The organism is Proteus sp. TJ1640 (genome assembly GCF_003144445.1).
Classification (GTDB): domain Bacteria; phylum Pseudomonadota; class Gammaproteobacteria; order Enterobacterales; family Enterobacteriaceae; genus Proteus; species Proteus penneri.
Map to the genome: position 1 here is coordinate 24,749 of NZ_PENY01000001.1, position 17,756 is coordinate 42,504.

The window sequence follows — 17,756 nt, forward strand, 5'->3', positions numbered from 1 at the left end:
TTTTTAAATACTGATGACTCTAGCCTGTATTACGCATACCAGCAGCAATACCTGCAATAGTAACCATTAGTGCTTGTTCAATACGCGGATCAGACTCGCTATGAGTACGAGAGCGCTGTAATAATTCAGCCTGAAGCACATTCAATGGATCAGTATATACATTACGCAGTGCAATAGATTCAGCAACCCATGGCAAATCTGCCATTAAGTGTTCATCTTTTGAAATTGCCAAGACACTCTTAATATCATCAGAAAGTTGCTGACGCAATTTAGCGCCTAATGGCCATAAACGTTCGTCTACTAAGCGTTGATCATAGTATTCCGCTAACCATAAATCTGCTTTCGCATACACCATTTCTAACATCGCAATACGTGTATTAAAGAACGGCCAGTTCTCACACATATCGTCTAATACCGCTTGTTTTCCGCTATCAATTTCATGTTGTAATGCGGCTCCAGCCCCCAACCAAGCAGGCAACATTAGGCGGTTTTGAGTCCATGCGAAGATCCACGGAATAGCGCGCAACGTTTCAACACCACCGGTAGGACGGCGTTTTGCAGGACGTGAACCTAATGGTAGTTTGCCCAACTCACCTTCTGGGGTTGCTGCTCTAAAATAAGGCACAAAATCTTCTTCCCCTCGTACATAGTCACGATACATCGCACAAGAAACGTCAGACAATGAATCCATCACTTCAATCCAAGGGGCTTTGGGCTCTGGTGGTGGCAATAAATTCGCTTCTAAGATTGCACCTGCATAGTGAGCAAGGCTACTGATGGTGACTTGTGGTAACCCAAACTTAAAGCGGATCATTTCGCCTTGTTCCGTCACACGCAGGCCACCTTTCAGGCTTCCCGGTGGTTGCGAAAGTAATGCCGCATGAGCGGGTGCACCGCCACGACCAATCGTACCGCCACGTCCATGAAATAGTGTTAATGTCACACCTGATTTTTCACAAAGTTTGATTAATGCATCTTGAGCACGATATTGCGCCCATGATGCCGCCATCACACCCGCATCTTTTGCTGAGTCTGAATAGCCAATCATCACCATTTGTTTATCATCGATTAAATCGCGATACCAAGGAATATCAAACAAACGAGTCATCACGCTTTCAGCGTTATTTAAATCTTCAAGTGTTTCAAATAACGGGGCAACAGGTAATCGGATATCCGCACCCGCTTCTTTCAGTAATAGCTTTACAGCTAATACATCAGAAGGCACTTTTGCCATTGAGATAACATAAGAAGCGATAGAGTCTTTAGGTGATTGCGCAATAACACGACAAGTCTCAAAGACTTCTTGTGTTGGGGCACTAGGTTGCCAATTCGTAGGAATAAGAGGACGCTTAGAGTTTAATTCTTCCAATAAGAATGTTTGTTTTTGCTCTTCAGACCAATTCGCGTAATCACCAAGTTCTAAATATTGTGTTAATTCAGAGAGCGCTTCTGTGTGATTGGTACTTTCTTGGCGAATATCAAGCTTAACTAGCTGTAAGCCAAAACAACGGATTCGACGTAATGTATCTAACAGCTGCCCATTAGCGATAATACGCATACCGCACTGAGTCAGTGACTGATAACACGCATACAGTGGTTCCCAAAGCTCTGCGTTATCAATTAATAATCCTTCAGGTGGCAAAGATTGTTGGCCTTTAATGCGTTGTTCTAAATAATCACGGGTCACTTGTAAGCGAGTACGCAATTGTTTAGCTATTTCACGATAAGGCTCTGCAACATCAGCACCCCCCGCCAATTCACGCAGTTCCGGTGTACTTTCTGTCATCGAAAGTTCCGAAACAAGAACTTGGATATCATTTAAGAATAAATCAGCAGCTTTCCAACGACTTAATAGTAAAGCGTGGCGTGTGATCTCAGCTGTAACGTTTGGGTTACCATCACGGTCTCCTCCCATCCATGAGGTAAAACGAATAGGAGAAGCTTCTACGGGTAAGTTGTAATCAATGGATTCTTTAAGCTGCTCATTAAATTCACGTAAAAAAGCAGGGACACCTTCCCATAAACTATTTTCAACAACCGCAAAACCCCATTTTGCTTCATCAATTGGTGTTGGGCGAATTTTTCTAATTTCATCAGTATGCCATGATTGAGCCACTAACTGGCGCAGACGGCGCATAATATTAGTACGCTCGTAATCCGCTAAATCATCGTGATCGAGTTGAGATAAACAGGTATTCACTTCAACCAACTTATGAATAAGTGTACGACGTGCAATTTCGGTTGGGTGTGCCGTTAATACCAGCTCAATAGAGATTTGCTCTACGGCTTCTTTTAATTGCTCGTCGGTAAAATTCTTATCTTTTAGTCGAGAGATTAATTTCGCCAATGCCACCGGATTACTCGCAGCTTCACCATGAGGGGAAATGCTATGGTATTGTTCGGCTACATTCGTCAGGTTCAAGAATTGATTGAATGCTCTAGCAACGGGTAATAATTCATCATTAGAGAGATTCTGTAACGTGAGTAACAGCTTTTGTCGCTGCACTTCATTACCTGCTCGTGATGATTTAGATAGTTTTCGAATAGATTCAACCTTATCTAAAATTTCTTCACCAAGTGCTTCTTTTATCGTATCTCCAAGTAGCTTGCCAAGCATACTGACATTGCTACGCATAGCAGAATATTGTTGATTCATGAGACTCCTGACCTTGTCTTTGTGGCGGTAACAACATGCATCTTCCTATCAGAAAAGTCATGTCCTCCCAGTTGTGTAATTAACTTTCATTTCTGATGTGACTTTATTTTGATTTTTGTGATAAGCCACACTGCTTTTTTTACTTAGCCTACTATTCATATCAGAAAATAATCGTTTTGGGGGATTTTTCTGAAATTTAATTACGGCTTTAGTGTTATAAGAATGACTAATATTCACGCTGTTCTAACTCAATTTTATCAAGAATAAGGACATTTTTTCGTTTCTTATCTACTACGAAGAGTTTTTTACTAGAAAGAGGGAGATACTTGAAAATTTATCTGGCGAGAAATTTAGATGATTTTTTTTAATATTGATAAATTGTCTGGTAGATTTTACCATTTTTTAATTTTTTACCCCCATGTGTTATAACGAATTACTCTATCTCATACCTTATTTTTCCTATCTTTTTTTACTCACTCTGTCAGATTAAGACTTTTATTACCAAATAGGTCGATGCTTTATTTCGTTTTCTCTTTATGATCATTATCAATAAAGTAAACCAACATTGTTCAAAATAATATCAATTTAAATATCTATAACACTTAAAGAACACTCAGATCACTATTTCCGTTATCAGACAGGGGAAACCGATGACAAATGAATTAATTAATGCTTTTTCTATCATAAAATCTAAAAAATGGGTCGATTTAACACATAGTTTTGATAAAGATTCACCCCATTTTTTTATGTTCGATCCCGCTAACTTCAAAACTCTTTTTGACTATCAAGATGGTTTTTTCGCGCAACAATTTACCTTTCCTGGTCAATACGGTACACATATTGATGCCCCTTGCCACTTTGTGCCTAATACTCGTTATTTGCATGAACTAGAACTTAAAGAGTTAGTGTTGCCTTTGATAGTTATTGACCAATCTGAACGTGCAAATATTGATGCGAATTTTTCATTTTCTAAAGATGATATTCTTGAGTTTGAAGAAAAATACGGTGAAATTGAAGCAGGTACTTTTGTTGCTTTACGCACAGATTGGAGCAAACGTTGGCCATCACAAGAAGCGATGGATAATAAAAATGAGGAAGGCCAGAATCAAATTCCTGGCTGGGGTCTTGATGCATTAAAATTCTTATTTGAAGAGCGAAAAGTTAAAGCCATCGGCCATGAAACCTTTGATACAGATCCAGCAAAAGAATTTCATAAAAATAATGCGTTATTAGGTGAATATTATATTTTGGAGCAAGACACTTATCAGATTGAGCTAATGACTAATTTAGATCAATTACCAACACGTGGAGCCGTTATTTTTAATATCGTAGCTAAACCTAATAATGCCAGTGGCTTTCCTGTGCGGTCTTTTGCTATTTTACCTTAAGATTTTACGATAAAAATAAAGCGCTGGTATTCAGCGCTTTACGTTAATTAAAACATATTCATTTTTTCAATGAATCGACTTTCTTTTCAACATCTTCTTTTAGCTCAGACGTCTTATGTTTCACATCATGAGCGGTTTCTGATATTTTCTCTTCTGCTCGATGTTTTACCTCCGTCGCTTTGTCTTTTAATTGATCTATCTGTTTTTCGATCTTTGACATTTATGACTCCTTTATGACTAGAGATAGCTTAAGTATAGCCCAATTTTAAAATAAGCAAGTGTCATAGCTCACTCTTTTCATCTACTCGGCTAAGTTTATCTTTGCTTTTACTTCGCTTTGAAATTTTTTCTAAATAACCCATGACAAATGCAGATAAAACGAAGGTTAGGTGCAACACGACATACCATAATAATTTATTATCAGGGATATTCTTTAAATCCATAAAAACCCCCAATAAATGAATAGATGAAATTGCAACAATAGAGGCTGCTACTTTATTTTTTAGGGACTCAGCATCCATTTTCCCTAGCCAAGAAAGCTCCTTTTGATCCCTTTCAATTTCCATATTAGAAATAAAATTCTCATACCCTGAGAAAATGACCATAATCAATAATCCACCCACTAGCGCTAAATCAATTAAAGATAATAAATGTAAAACAAGCGTAGCCTCGGATAAGGAAAGAATATTAGGCAAGATTTCATACATTGACTGAAAAAATTTAATCGTTAGTGCCAATAACCCTAATGACAAACCAATATAGACTGGTGCAAATAGCCAACGAGAGCGATACATCCATTTTTCTACAACTTTGTTCATAATTCCTCTCTATCTACGCAAGAATAAAAACTTCTTTGAGTATAGAGGAGAAAAAAATACACAGAAAACTATCAGCAATAAAAATTACTGATAGTTTCTTATTAATAATGAAAATATCGTTTTACAATAACTGAGAAAGGCGATTTAAATCTGACTGAATTGCGCCAGCGGTCACATCTCTTCCTGCTCCCGGTCCTCTTATGACCAGTGGGTTATCACGATACCAACGACTTTCAATCGCAAACAAATTATCTCCGGGTAACAATGATGCCAGTGGATGATCTTTTCTTACTGCTTCCACACCCACTTTGGCTTTTCCATTGGCATCAAAACGCGCGATATACCGCAATACCATATCCATTTCATTTGCAGCAGCTAATCGTTGTGCCATCTGCTCATTGATCAACGCGCTGTTATCAAAGAACGCTTCTAGCGAACCCGTTTCAGCTTGTATAGGCACTAAAGATTCCACTCGTACTTGTTCAGGCTCGATGTCATAACCCGCTTCACGAGCAAGAATAACCAGCTTACGCATGACATCTTGTCCTGATAAATCAATTCGCGGATCAGGCTCTGTTAACCCTTGTTGCCATGCTTGTTCTACCAATTCACTAAACGGTACAGAGCCATCAAATTGTAAGAATAACCACGATAATGTACCTGAGAAAATACCACTAATTGATAAAATGGAATCACCACTTTCACGTAAATCGCGCACAGTATGGTTAATCGGTAAACCGGCGCCTACAGTGGCATTATATAACCAGTGACGACCAGTTTTAGAGAAAGCGTCTCGTGTGGTGCGATAGCGTAAACTTGATGCAGATCCTGCAATTTTATTAGCGCTAATAACATGAAAACCATAGCTGGCAAAATCTTCATAAGATGCAGCAAGGGACTCATTGGCTGTAATATCAACAACCACTAAATCATCATAAGGGTGTGCTCTCATCCAAAGATAAAGTGATTCTTCAGTATGTTCTGTTGCTTCATCATCAAAGAAAGCCAAAGCACGACTAGGATCAATCCCTTGATAATCAAGTAAACTACGGCGACTATCAACGACACCTGCAAGAATAAACTCGAAATCACTACGTGCGGATAACGGCTCTTGTTCACGAGCAAACAACTCTAGCCAGCGTGAACCAATATTCCCTTTACCAAACAACACTAAGCCAATTTGTTTTTCAGCTCTAAATAATGTTTGATGCAAACCTTGTAATAGATGCTCAGTATAATTGCGCAATACAGCGACTAAGCTGATGTTATCTTCAGCATGCCAAATAAATTCAACCGGTTGATCTTTAAGTTGCTGATAAAAACGATGGCAATGCAATGGATTTTTACACACACCTGCACCCACTAACGCCACTAAAGAAAACCCTTCTCGTAAATGTAATTTCCCCGGCAAAACGGCATCTTGTAATACATCTAAAGCACTGTTAGCCACTTCACTGGTATAACAAAGTTGTAAAAGTTGGCTATCTTTATCCACGCCAGTTGCTAAAGGACGGATTTGCGCACGCTTAAGTAATTCATCAACTTCTTTTGCTACTTGCTCAAAGTTTTGATGGGATGAGAGTTGTAGTTCAATTAAACAAACATCGTCATGGCTTGTGACTATCTTCGCACCCGTTCCTGATGCTAAGACACGTTCTATGCGAGTAGAACCCTGCTCTGGTTGATAACTACAACGAAGTTGCAAATCAATGTTACTACCTGATACGGGTTGCAATGTACGTGTATGTAGCACTGGGGCGGCTAAACGCGCCAATTCACTGGCTTCATCTAAGCGTAATAGAGGCAATAAGCAGGCATCTTTAACTTTACGTGGGTCAGCACTGTATACCCCCGCAACATCACTCCAAATTGTGACTTTACCGACATCAGCTAAAGCACCGACTTGTGTCGCTGAATAATCACTACCGTTACGCCCCAATAAAACCGTTTCACCTTGTTGGTTACGACTAATAAAACCAGTGACGACAAAACGGCTTTCAGGATATTTAGCTAATAGTGATTGTAATAATGGCCGAGATAACGCTTCGTTCACTTGAGGTTGTGCGGCTCTTTCAGCACACAAAAATTCACGCGCATCTAACCACACACTAGGTAAACCTTGCTCTGTAAGCAAACTTGCCATTAATCTTGCAGACCAGATTTCGCCGTGGCCGACAACTTCAGCATAAGTTGCATCTGTAATAGGTTTATCAAGCAAATAACTCAAACGTTCGAGATCAGCAATAAAGGCTTGAGAGAGAAGTTCTGCATTCTCTTTTGAAAGAAGTCCTTCAATTAATGATAATTGGTAACGTCGTAATGTCTGCTGAACTTGATGCGCTGAAATACGATCATTCTGACTCAGCTTGAGCCAGCTAATTAGCTGATTAGTTGTTGATCCTGCTGCTGAAACCACCATAAGATCATTAGGTTGGCTATAGTTCGTCATGATATTCACGACACGTTGATAACATTTTATGTCCGCAAGACTGCTACCACCGAATTTATGTAACTGACGGCAAATCGGCTCCGCCTGTTGTGTAATCGCCACTACGCTCATGATCCATGGTTACCTTTTAGTTGCTGCATCAAACGCACTTTGCAAATCGTTGATTAAATCCTGACTATCTTCAATACCCACCGAGATACGAAGTAATGAGGGACTTATCCCTGCTGTGTTTTTCGCTTCTTCTGACATACCTGCATGTGTCATGGTGGCTGGGTGACAAATTAAGGTCTCTACCCCACCTAAAGATTCTGCCAGTGTAAAGAGTGTTAATTGAGATAAAAAGTGTTTAATCACATCCAATCCTCCTTTTAACTCAAAACTTAACATCGCACCGAAACCTTGCTGCTGTTTTTTTGCTATTTGATGACCTGCATGATTTTCCAGTGCGGGGTAATATATTTTCTCGACTAAAGGTTGTGTCTGTAAAAATGCCACTAATGCCTGTGCATTTTCTTGTTGAAGTCGAATTCGAGGCACTAATGTTCTTATGCCACGTAATAATAAATAGCTATCAAATGCGCCAGAAGTGACACCAATATTATTCGCCCACCAGCTTAGCTCCTCAAGTTGTTTCTGACACTGACAGATAACAACACCTGCCACAATATCAGAATGCCCGTTAAGGTATTTTGTACAGGAATGCACAACGATATCTGCACCTAATGTTAACGGTTTTTGCAAAACAGGGCTCATAAAGGTGTTATCCGCCACCACTAAAGCCCCTTGTTGATGAGCCAATTCACTGATCTTTTGAATATCCGTTATTCTCAGTAATGGGTTGCTAGGTGTCTCAATAAAAACAATTTTAGGCTTGTGAGCTAAAGCTTGTTGTAATGCAACATCATCATTTTGGTCAACAAAAATGACACGATAAGCGCCACGTTCTTGTTGGCTGTTAAAAAGGCGATAACTTCCCCCATAACAATCATGAGGCGCAACAATGACGTCGCCAGGTTTTAGAAAAACCGTACAAATTAAATGAATAGCTGACATTCCACTGCTAGTGACAACTGCACCCACTCCACCTTCTAGTTCGGCTAATGTCTTTTGCACCATATCTCGAGTTGGATTACCTCGGCGAGAATAATCATGTTCACGAGGCTGATTAAACTCTAAAAAATTATAGGTACTAGAAAGATAGATAGGCGGTACGACACAACCAAATTGAGTGTCTTCATTTAGCCCATTATGGATAGCAATTGTTGCTGTTTTCTTCGTCATACAGGCACCTTGTCACAGCGATAAGTGGGAAAGTCGACAACAGCATATCTAATTAGACACCAAGACGTCAACACATCTAGACATCTAAACTCCTTTACGGATAGATTAAGTAATGAAATAATAGCCAAATTAAGGATATTACCAGTGACTATCACTTTTTCTCTCGCCTTCAGTCAGAAGAGTCGGTGGTTTTAGAAAAGTCATGATAAACTGGTATCGCCCATCAGAATGAGGGTTAACCCTATTCTGACTTCAACTAAATGAATATTAATAAAGGTAATCCATGGCTGAATGGAACGGTGAATATATCAGCCCTTACGCTGAGCATGGCAAAAAGAGTGAGCAAGTTAAGAAAATCACAGTTTCAATTCCGTTGAAAGTGTTGAAAATTTTGACCGATGAACGCACTCGCCGTCAGGTTAATAACCTAAAACATGCAACCAATAGTGAATTATTGTGTGAAGCATTTTTGCACGCATTTACCGGACAGCCTCTGCCAAATGATGAAGACTTACGTAAAGAACGTAACGATGAAATCCCTGAAGAGGCAAAAGAAATAATGCGCCAGCGCGGGGTTGATCCCGATACTTGGGAGTATTAATCAGCGCCAGTTTTTGATTTATTGCTTGATTAACACGAACAAAAAAGCCCAAAGCAAAAACTTTGGGCTTCAGATTATGCCCCCCTAGCTTTTAGCGAGAGGGGGTTCTTTAGGTATGCTTTCCAATCAACCGCATAGGTCTATTTGTTATCACCCTAGGCGAGCTATACGCGAACTTGCTTCATCAAGATGACGACGTAACGCTTTAAGGCATGGAGAAAAATTGTCAGAAAAACAATTACAGCTCTCAGCTAAAGTATAAAACTGCTCGGCTAACTCTAAACATTCCCGCCAAATTTCACCGCTGATCCCATCAAGTAATGTCACTGGACGAAGTGTATTGACTATTTCACCACCGGACTTAGGTGCAAATCCCATTGGTAAAATATCGTAGGCAGGTGAGATCTCATATGGGCGGCCATGTCTACTGATAAACGATAAATTGCCATGATGCATATCAGTATTTCCAATCAACATACCAAATGCCCAACGGCGTGCCGTGCTAATCGCAGCATCTGGATGAACGCGTTTTTGCTTAATTAGCTCATTAACTAATACTGGCCAAGGCTCCCTTGCCCGTCCTATAAACTCGGCATCTAGTGCTTGTAAAGAAAAAACGCCTATACGACCTAGTAGACCTACACGGTCAAATCGTGGGATTTCGAGGAAGCGTTGCCCTTCAAAATCAAATACCTCTGTTTCAACGCCAAGTACTTTTAATGCCAAATGCTCAGCTTGAAGTAAATCACGCCAACGCTCACTAACAGCATTATTGTTAGGCGCCGTAAATTTTACGATAACATGACCTTTCTCTGTATAGGCACAGAATTTGGGTTGCTCCCCACCCGCGGATGAACCAGGATCTTCTCCCGAACTAACGGCTCGTGCTAATGTGTGAAAAGTTTTATCACGCTCAACAATTTCTGGTGTCTGCATACCCAAAAATTGATCTCTTGCCTGCTCTCCTATTAGCAGATTTCCCACTGCATCATGCCCATGAGTCAATAATGCTCTAATTATATCTGTATCAGACCAACGATCGGGGTTTTGAGGTAAACCAAGCTCAGCCGAATAGGCAGAAGCATAAGCTCTCCCAAGATATCCTTGGGGGCGCATATCCAATAACCACCACGGCAAACCTTCACTATGTCGGTTCACATTGTCTATCCGCTCCATGACGAAACCTTCTGGGAAAACTGGCGTCAATTTACCTAGTGGCTTGACCTTACCTTCTTCATTTATGCGATAAATAGGAACTGAATTAAACCCACGGGAACTATCGCGTAAAGTATATTGAATAGAAGCTCCCGAACCAATTCTAACAATATCGTCACCTAGCGCATTTAATGCCCGTGACAATGTTGGCTGGCTAATATTCAAAATATCAGTAAGTTGCCTTGCTGACCTAGGTTCATTACGTAATATTTTCCGTATCAATTCAGAGCGTATTGTCATGATATTAATTGCTTTATGAATAAGTAAGTGAATAGATGAATGAATAGATAATTTATCAATTGTGATCTGGCTTGTCACTATCAAAAGCGTTATCTAAAAAGAGAATACTTTGCCCATAAAAAAAGCCCAAAGCAAAAACTTTGGGCTTTTTTTCAATTCCGAACTGTCTGCAAGATGCCAGACTAGGCTGACATCTTGTAACAACAAATATCTTATTTGCTGCCTGGAATTTTGAAGCGTTTGTTGAACAGATCAACACGACCACCAGTTGCAACATCACGTTGTTTACCAGTATAGAATGGGTGGCATTTGTCACAAACGTCCAGATTCAGGTTATGACCCGCAGTGGAGTTGATTTTCATAACGTTACCGCAAGAACAAGATGCAGTAATTTCTTCGTATTTAGGATGGATATCTTTTTGCATGGAAAACCTCTACTAAGGCCGTGTCGCCATTCAGCCCACAGCCGAACACCACACGTCGTGTTGATTGAAATTAAGTGTTTGGTAATTTATCTACCAAAGGGGGCGGATCATACAGAATATCGACTAAACGCGCAATGAAATCTGCACACTTTTTGTGATATTCTTAAAGACACCTTTTCGCTAAAACTCTCGGAAACCCTGATATGACCATAGTTCAGGTGATTTTACCTGTACCACTATTTTCCTCTTTTGATTATCTGTTACCAGAAGGGATGGATGCACCTGTTATCGGTAGTCGGGTGATCGTGCCTTTTGGTAATAAACGCCGCTCTCTTGGTATTGTCAAAGGACTCAGCACACACAGTGAGTTTCCTATCGAAAAGCTAAAGCCTATTGATGAGCTCCTTGATGGCGAAACGCTCTTTCCTGGTGTTTTGTGGGATATGTTAAATTGGGCATCGGCGTATTACCACTATCCGTTAGGGGAAGTGTTATTTCACGCCATGCCAATTTTGTTACGACAAGGAAAACCCGCAGAATTCACACCACTATGGCAATGGTACGCCACTGAAGAGGGACTTAATCTTGACCTCAATAGTTTAAAAGGTGCAAAAAAACAGCAACAAGCATTAGCGGCGCTTCGCCGTACACCATTATATCGCCATCAACTTGATGAATTTGAGATCACCACAGCAACACTCAACAACTTAAAAAAGAAAGCCTTTGCAGATCTCCGTCCTATTCAACCTGCTCCTATACACTGGCACAATGATCTTACTGTTCAAGGCGAACGGTTTAAATTAAACACTGAACAAGCTATTGCCGTAGGTGCGATCACTGCACAGGCCAATCAATTCTCACCTTGGTTATTATTGGGCATTACAGGTTCAGGTAAAACAGAAGTTTATTTAAGTGTATTAGAAAAAATTCTCGCGGAAGGTAAACAAGCATTGATTCTCGTGCCTGAGATTGGCTTAACACCTCAAACAATTCGTCGTTTTAAGGCGCGCTTTAATGCGCCTGTTGATGTGCTTCATTCAGGATTAAATGATACTGAACGCTTAGCCGTTTGGTTACGAGCAAAACGCGGTGATAATGCCATTATTATTGGTACACGATCAGCGCTCCTCACCCCTTTCCAGCATCTTGGTATTATCATTATCGATGAAGAGCATGATGGATCTTATAAACAACAAGATGGTTGGCGTTACCATGCACGTGACCTCGCTGTTTTCCGTGCAAAACAAGAAAATATTCCTATCGTGATGGGAACCGCAACGCCATCAATTGAAACCAGTTTTAATGTTGAGCAAAAAAAATATCAACAACTCACTCTAACTCAACGTGCAGGCAATGCAAAACCTGCAACCGAGCATTTAATTGATTTAAAAGGCCAACCACTCACAACAGGGTTGTCTCCAATTCTTATTAAAGCAATCAAAGAGCACCTTAATGCGGGTAACCAAGTTATGCTCTTCTTAAATCGCCGAGGATTTTCACCCGCATTGTTATGTCATGAATGTGGTTGGATAGCAGAATGCCCCCGCTGTGATCACTATTATACGATCCATCAAAAACATGGCATGTTACGTTGCCATCAATGTGATAGTCAGCGACGAATTCCAGCACAATGCCCACAATGTGGCTCAACAAATTTAATACCCGTAGGATTAGGAACCGAGCAACTTGAGCAAGGGATTGGTGAATTATTTCCTGATACACCAATAACGCGAATTGATAAAGATACAACAAGCCGCAAAGGCGCTTTAGAACAACAACTGGAAGATATTTATCAAGGTGGCTCACGTATTCTTATTGGTACACAGATGTTAGCCAAAGGGCATCACTTCCCTGATGTCACCTTAGTGGCTTTACTGGATGTTGATGGCGCGCTGTTCTCCAGTGATTTCCGTGCGGCCGAACGCTTTGCCCAGCTTTATACACAAGTATCAGGCCGTGCAGGCCGAGCAGGTAAGCAAGGCGCGGTATATTTACAAACTCACCAGCCAGATCACCCTCTGCTGCTGACACTATTAGAAAAAGGTTATGACGCTTTCACGAAAGAAGCTTTACAAGAGCGACAAGCCACTTTTTTACCGCCTTATTCTAGTCATATTATGATCCGCTCTGAAGATCACAATAATCAACGTGCCCCCCAGTTCTTGCGACAGCTTAAGCAGTTTTTTGAACAACACCCAATGCGAGATACAAATTTATGGGTAATGGGGCCTGTTCCGGCAATTCAAGCTAAACGAGGTGGAAATTATCGTTGGCAATTATTGCTCCAACATCCTTCGCGGAGTTATTTACAAAAATTAATGTCTGTCACTTATCCTCAGATTGTCGCCTTACCTGAGAGTAAAAAAGTGAAATGGAATATTGATGTTGACCCAACAGATTGTTAAGGGTCTTCTCTACCTAACTTGACTATATTTTAGCCAGCGTTATGTTAAGGATACAATTCCACTTGAATACTCGTTACAATCAAAGACTATTTATCAATTTTGCGAACTACCTCATAAAAACGATTGGTATCACACTTTTTATGCAAACTAGGTAACAGTATCTATTTAAAAAGTGGGTAGAATAACAATTTAGAATATTTCTTGAATTAAAAACCGTCGATAAAATCCTTTTTTAAATATTGGCGGTTTTTTTGCAATAAAAAAGCAATCGTTTAACTAAACCATCCAAAAGGGAGGTATGGGGTTTGCAACAAAATAATAAAGATAATACGCAAGCAACAATGAAAGATGTTGCCCTTGCAGCCGGCGTGTCCACAGCAACTGTGTCACGTACATTAATGAATCCGGAAAAAGTATCCTCACAAACCCGTCAGAAAGTTGAACAGGCTGTTCTTGATGTCGGCTATTATCCACATAACCTGTCAAAAAACCTTAAACGTAACGAGTCAAAAACGATCCTGGTGATCGTCCCTAACATCAGCGATCCCTTTTTTACTGATGTTGTGTGTGGCATTGAAGAAACCGCTGCACAACATGGTTATCTCGTGTTAATTGGTGATTGTAAGCATCAGCAAAAACATGAAAATGCCTTTATTAATCTTATTATCACCAAACAAATTGACGGCATGTTACTTCTTGGCTCACACATCCCTTTTGATGTTTCCAAAGAAGAACAGAAAAATTTACCGCCGATGATCATGGCAAATGAGTTTGCACCTGAACTTGAATTACCGACTGTTCATATCGATAATCTGACAGCCTCTTTTAGAGCAACACACTATTTACAGCAAATGGGGCATAAGCGTATTGCTTGTATTACAGGCCCTGAAGATATGCCTTTATGTCGTTATCGCTTGCAAGGCTATATTCAAGCCATGCGTAGAACAGGCATACCCTTACGTGAAGATTATATTATTCGTGGTGATTTTACCCATGAAAGCGGTGCAGAAAGTCTGAAAAAGTTAATTTCATTGCCTGAGCCACCCACTGCTGTGTTCTGTCATAGTGATATAATGGCAATTGGCGTTATGTGGCAGGCGAAAAAATTAGGATTAGAGCTTCCTAAAGATCTCTCTGTTATTGGTTTTGATAATCTGGATATCACACGTTATAGCGAACCTGCTCTGACAACAATGGAACAACCTCGTTATCAAATAGGACGTGAATCGATGTTGTTATTACTCGACCAACTACAAGGTAGACCTGTTGCACCTGGCTCTCGCTTATTAGATTGTGAGCTAATTATAAGAGACAGTGTCTGTCGGCTTAAAAGCTAGGCAAAACACACTATGTTAAGTAACATATCGTTTGTGATACCTATTCCTTTAATTATCAGCGAATCGAACTGTGGCACAACGAGACTATGTGGGACGAGGGCAGACATCTGCTCGTCGTAAAAAAACAACGAAAAGTAAGAGCAAAAAGGCTGCTAAAGGGCTGCCTTTAACAACGCTTATCGCGGCAATCGCTATTGTGGCGCTGTTTATCGGCGGCCTCTATTTTATTACACATAATAAAAAAGAAGCCGTAGAAACAACGCCAACTATCAATGGGCAACATCCAGCGAATAGCCTACCGCCAAAACCGCAAGAGCGTTGGCAATATATTAAAGAATTGGAAAATCGTCAGGTGGGTACACCTTTACAACCTGAATTTCCTTCATCAGGTAGCCAGATTAATCCGAAAGCAACACTTTCGCCTGAACAATTGCGTTTTTTACAACAAATTGAAGCGGATAAACGCCAACCCGCCCTTCAACTGCCAGAAGTGCCTTATAATGGTGAAGTCCCGCGCTCACAAGTGGTTGTAACACCACCAGCAACAACAACGCCTTCTGTTTCACAACAGCCAGCACAAACTCAACAACCGCAAGCACCTGCGATTGTTACAACGCCTAAACCTACGGTGACTGAAACAAAATTTTTAGTGCAATGTGGCTCATTTAAAAATACCGAACAAGCTGAATCAGTGAGAGCAACGTTAGCTTTTTCTGGTGTTGAAAGCCGAGTAACGAAAGGCAATGATGGCTGGATCCGCGTATTATCAGGCCCTTACAGTAAAGAACAAGCCAACTCCGTGAGTAAACAAGCGGCTGGAGCGGGTGTATCAGGTTGTATTCTTCGCTCTTCTGGGGGTTGAAAAATAAATTATCTCCCCCACCTATAATTCTAATTCACACAACGGGTCGTACTTTATCTTAGATAAAAGCACTTCCCGTCCCATTTTTTATTGATTAAACCAGGGGCTGACTCATGACTACAATCGTAAGTGTTCGCCGTAAGGGCCAAGTTGTAATCGGTGGTGATGGACAGGCGACGATGGGTAATACCGTCATGAAAGGCAATGTTCGCAAAGTACGCCGTCTTTATAACGACAAAGTCATTGCGGGATTTGCTGGCGGCACTGCTGATGCTTTTACTCTTTTTGAACTGTTTGAACGCAAATTAGAACTTCACCAAGGGCATTTAACTAAAGCTGCGGTAGAACTTGCTAAAGATTGGCGTACAGACAGAATGCTACGCAAATTAGAAGCGTTGCTTGCTGTTGCAGATGAAAATACATCGCTTATCATCACGGGTAATGGTGATGTGGTTCAACCAGAAAACGATTTAATTGCTATCGGTTCTGGTGGCCCTTATGCACAAGCAGCGGCTAGAGCTATGCTAGAAAATACCGAACTTTCTGCACGCGAAATCGCTGAAAAAGCGCTGAGCATCGCTGGAGATATCTGTATTTATACTAACCACAATGTTAACTTTGAAGAACTCTCTTCAAAAGAGTAAGGATTTGAGAGCATGTCTGAAATGACTCCTCGCGAAATTGCCAGCGAACTCGATAGATTTATTATTGGTCAAGATAAAGCGAAACGTGCGGTGGCTATTGCCCTACGTAACCGCTGGCGTCGTATGCAGCTTGATGAAGCGTTGCGTCACGAAGTAACACCTAAAAATATTCTGATGATTGGACCTACTGGTGTAGGTAAAACTGAAATTGCACGCCGTTTAGCAAAATTGGCCAATGCGCCTTTCATCAAAGTTGAAGCAACCAAATTCACCGAAGTCGGTTATGTGGGTAAAGAAGTTGATTCAATTATCCGTGATTTAACCGACTCTGCAGTCAAAATGGTGCGTAGCCAAGCTATCGATAAAAATCGTTTCCGTGCTGAGGAAATGGCTGAAGAACGTATCCTCGATGTACTTATTCCACCAGCAAAAAATAACTGGGGCGTAGCAGAACAAGCATCAGAACCTTCAGCAGCACGTCAATCTTTCCGTAAAAAATTACGCGAAGGCCAATTAGACGATAAAGAAATTGAAATTGAATTATCTGCAACACCAATGGGTGTTGAAATCATGGCTCCTCCAGGAATGGAAGAGATGACGAATCAATTACAATCTATGTTCCAAAATTTAGCAGGTCAGAAACAAAAAGCACGCAAGATGAAAATCAAAGATGCGTTTAAGCTGATTGTTGAAGAAGAAGCAGCTAAATTAGTTAACCCTGAAGAGCTTAAACAACAAGCGATTGATGCGGTAGAACAACACGGTATTGTCTTTATTGATGAAGTAGACAAAATCTGTAAACGTGGTGGACAAAGTTCTGGCCCTGACGTTTCTCGTGAAGGCGTACAACGTGACCTCTTACCATTGGTTGAAGGTTGTACAGTTTCAACAAAACACGGTATGGTAAAAACAGACCATATTCTGTTTATTGCATCAGGTGCTTTCCAAGTTTCCAGTCCTTCTGATTTAATTCCTGAGTTGCAAGGACGTCTGCCAATTCGTGTCGAACTTCAAGCGCTGACAGCAGAAGATTTTGAGCGTATTCTAACTGAACCTAATGCATCGTTAACGAAACAGTATGAAGCATTAATGGCAACCGAAGGGGTGTCTATTAGCTTCACCGAAGACGGTATTCGCAAAATTGCTGAATCAGCATGGCGTGTAAATGAAACCACTGAAAATATTGGTGCTCGTCGTTTACATACTGTTTTAGAGCGTTTGATGGAAGAAATTTCCTACGATGCGAGTGAACGTCAAGGTCAATCAATATTGATTGATGCAGAATATGTAAAACAGCATCTGGATGAGCTTGTCGCAGATGAAGATCTGAGTCGATTTATTTTATAATCAACTTGTGCGATCCTTATCAGCAATATTTACGTGGGAGGCTTGCCTCCCATTCTTATTTTTATAATAACAACGAACATGAGTATCG

General features: G+C 40.6%; 14 protein-coding genes. 7 read left to right on the forward strand and 7 right to left on the reverse strand.

The annotated features are described in order from the left end of the window. Positions 1-19 precede the first annotated feature (19 nt). Positions 20-2,656: a phosphoenolpyruvate carboxylase gene (gene ppc / locus DK861_RS00105; protein WP_109398895.1), complete on the reverse strand. Its 2,637-nt coding sequence runs from the start codon at positions 2,654-2,656 to the stop codon at positions 20-22. 650 nt (positions 2,657-3,306) lie between these two features. On the opposite strand from ppc, the gene DK861_RS00110 reads away from it, so the two are divergent. Further along, the gene (locus DK861_RS00110; RefSeq protein WP_109398896.1) at positions 3,307-4,044 is read left to right on the forward strand and encodes a cyclase family protein; all 738 of its coding nucleotides are present in this window, start codon (positions 3,307-3,309) and stop codon (positions 4,042-4,044) included. Positions 4,045-4,102: 58 nt separating this feature from the next. On the opposite strand, the gene DK861_RS00115 is transcribed toward DK861_RS00110, so the two are convergent. The 4 genes from DK861_RS00115 to metB all read right to left on the reverse strand — a co-directional run bounded on the left by DK861_RS00115 (position 4,103) and on the right by metB (position 8,592). Beyond that, on the reverse strand, positions 4,103-4,264 hold the full coding sequence (locus tag DK861_RS00115) for a YtxH domain-containing protein (RefSeq protein ID WP_006534135.1): 162 nt from the start codon (positions 4,262-4,264) through the stop codon (positions 4,103-4,105). A 61-nt stretch (positions 4,265-4,325) separates the two neighbouring features. Then, a complete protein-coding gene (locus tag DK861_RS00120; protein ID WP_109398897.1) occupies positions 4,326-4,862 on the reverse strand; it encodes a TIGR00645 family protein in 537 nt (178 codons plus the stop codon). Between the two features lie 121 nt (positions 4,863-4,983). Then, entirely contained in the window at positions 4,984-7,422 is a 2,439-nt protein-coding gene (locus DK861_RS00125; protein WP_109398898.1) for a bifunctional aspartate kinase/homoserine dehydrogenase II, read from the reverse strand. A 9-nt stretch (positions 7,423-7,431) separates the two neighbouring features. Further along, positions 7,432-8,592, reverse strand: coding sequence for a cystathionine gamma-synthase (gene metB / locus DK861_RS00130; RefSeq protein ID WP_006534138.1), 1,161 nt, complete (start codon positions 8,590-8,592; stop codon positions 7,432-7,434). A 283-nt stretch (positions 8,593-8,875) separates the two neighbouring features. On the opposite strand from metB, the gene metJ reads away from it, so the two are divergent. Further along, positions 8,876-9,193, forward strand: coding sequence for a met regulon transcriptional regulator MetJ (gene metJ / locus DK861_RS00135; RefSeq protein ID WP_006534139.1), 318 nt, complete (start codon positions 8,876-8,878; stop codon positions 9,191-9,193). A gap of 150 nt (positions 9,194-9,343) precedes the next feature. Here metJ and yjjJ read toward each other — a convergent pair whose 3' ends face one another. Continuing rightward, complete coding sequence (yjjJ, locus tag DK861_RS00140) at positions 9,344-10,648, reverse strand: type II toxin-antitoxin system HipA family toxin YjjJ (protein ID WP_109399007.1); 1,305 nt, start codon at positions 10,646-10,648, stop codon at positions 9,344-9,346. Positions 10,649-10,860: 212 nt separating this feature from the next. Next, positions 10,861-11,073: a 50S ribosomal protein L31 gene (rpmE, locus tag DK861_RS00145; RefSeq protein WP_006534140.1), complete on the reverse strand. Its 213-nt coding sequence runs from the start codon at positions 11,071-11,073 to the stop codon at positions 10,861-10,863. A gap of 203 nt (positions 11,074-11,276) precedes the next feature. On the opposite strand from rpmE, the gene priA reads away from it, so the two are divergent. The 5 genes from priA (at position 11,277) to hslU (ending at position 17,668) form a co-directional block, all read left to right on the forward strand. Further along, entirely contained in the window at positions 11,277-13,478 is a 2,202-nt protein-coding gene (priA, locus tag DK861_RS00150; RefSeq protein ID WP_109398899.1) for a primosomal protein N', read from the forward strand. 305 nt (positions 13,479-13,783) lie between these two features. After that, a complete protein-coding gene (cytR, locus tag DK861_RS00155; RefSeq protein WP_109398900.1) occupies positions 13,784-14,815 on the forward strand; it encodes a DNA-binding transcriptional regulator CytR in 1,032 nt (343 codons plus the stop codon). 70 nt (positions 14,816-14,885) lie between these two features. Next, positions 14,886-15,677, forward strand: coding sequence for an SPOR domain-containing protein (locus DK861_RS00160; protein ID WP_109398901.1), 792 nt, complete (start codon positions 14,886-14,888; stop codon positions 15,675-15,677). A gap of 113 nt (positions 15,678-15,790) precedes the next feature. Continuing rightward, positions 15,791-16,321, forward strand: coding sequence for an ATP-dependent protease subunit HslV (gene hslV / locus DK861_RS00165; protein ID WP_006534149.1), 531 nt, complete (start codon positions 15,791-15,793; stop codon positions 16,319-16,321). Between the two features lie 12 nt (positions 16,322-16,333). After that, complete coding sequence (hslU, locus tag DK861_RS00170) at positions 16,334-17,668, forward strand: HslU--HslV peptidase ATPase subunit (protein WP_006534150.1); 1,335 nt, start codon at positions 16,334-16,336, stop codon at positions 17,666-17,668. The last annotated feature ends 88 nt before the right edge of the window (positions 17,669-17,756 follow it).

Coding starts and splice junctions, on each gene's coding strand:
- ppc (WP_109398895.1), bottom strand. CDS start 2,656: ATGAATCAACAATATTCTGCTATGCGTAGCAATGTCAGTATGCTTGGC.
- DK861_RS00110 (WP_109398896.1), top strand. CDS start 3,307: ATGACAAATGAATTAATTAATGCTTTTTCTATCATAAAATCTAAAAAA.
- DK861_RS00115 (WP_006534135.1), bottom strand. CDS start 4,264: ATGTCAAAGATCGAAAAACAGATAGATCAATTAAAAGACAAAGCGACG.
- DK861_RS00120 (WP_109398897.1), bottom strand. CDS start 4,862: ATGAACAAAGTTGTAGAAAAATGGATGTATCGCTCTCGTTGGCTATTT.
- DK861_RS00125 (WP_109398898.1), bottom strand. CDS start 7,422: ATGAGCGTAGTGGCGATTACACAACAGGCGGAGCCGATTTGCCGTCAG.
- metB (WP_006534138.1), bottom strand. CDS start 8,592: ATGACGAAGAAAACAGCAACAATTGCTATCCATAATGGGCTAAATGAA.
- metJ (WP_006534139.1), top strand. CDS start 8,876: ATGGCTGAATGGAACGGTGAATATATCAGCCCTTACGCTGAGCATGGC.
- yjjJ (WP_109399007.1), bottom strand. CDS start 10,648: ATGACAATACGCTCTGAATTGATACGGAAAATATTACGTAATGAACCT.
- rpmE (WP_006534140.1), bottom strand. CDS start 11,073: ATGCAAAAAGATATCCATCCTAAATACGAAGAAATTACTGCATCTTGT.
- priA (WP_109398899.1), top strand. CDS start 11,277: ATGACCATAGTTCAGGTGATTTTACCTGTACCACTATTTTCCTCTTTT.
- hslV (WP_006534149.1), top strand. CDS start 15,791: ATGACTACAATCGTAAGTGTTCGCCGTAAGGGCCAAGTTGTAATCGGT.
- hslU (WP_006534150.1), top strand. CDS start 16,334: ATGTCTGAAATGACTCCTCGCGAAATTGCCAGCGAACTCGATAGATTT.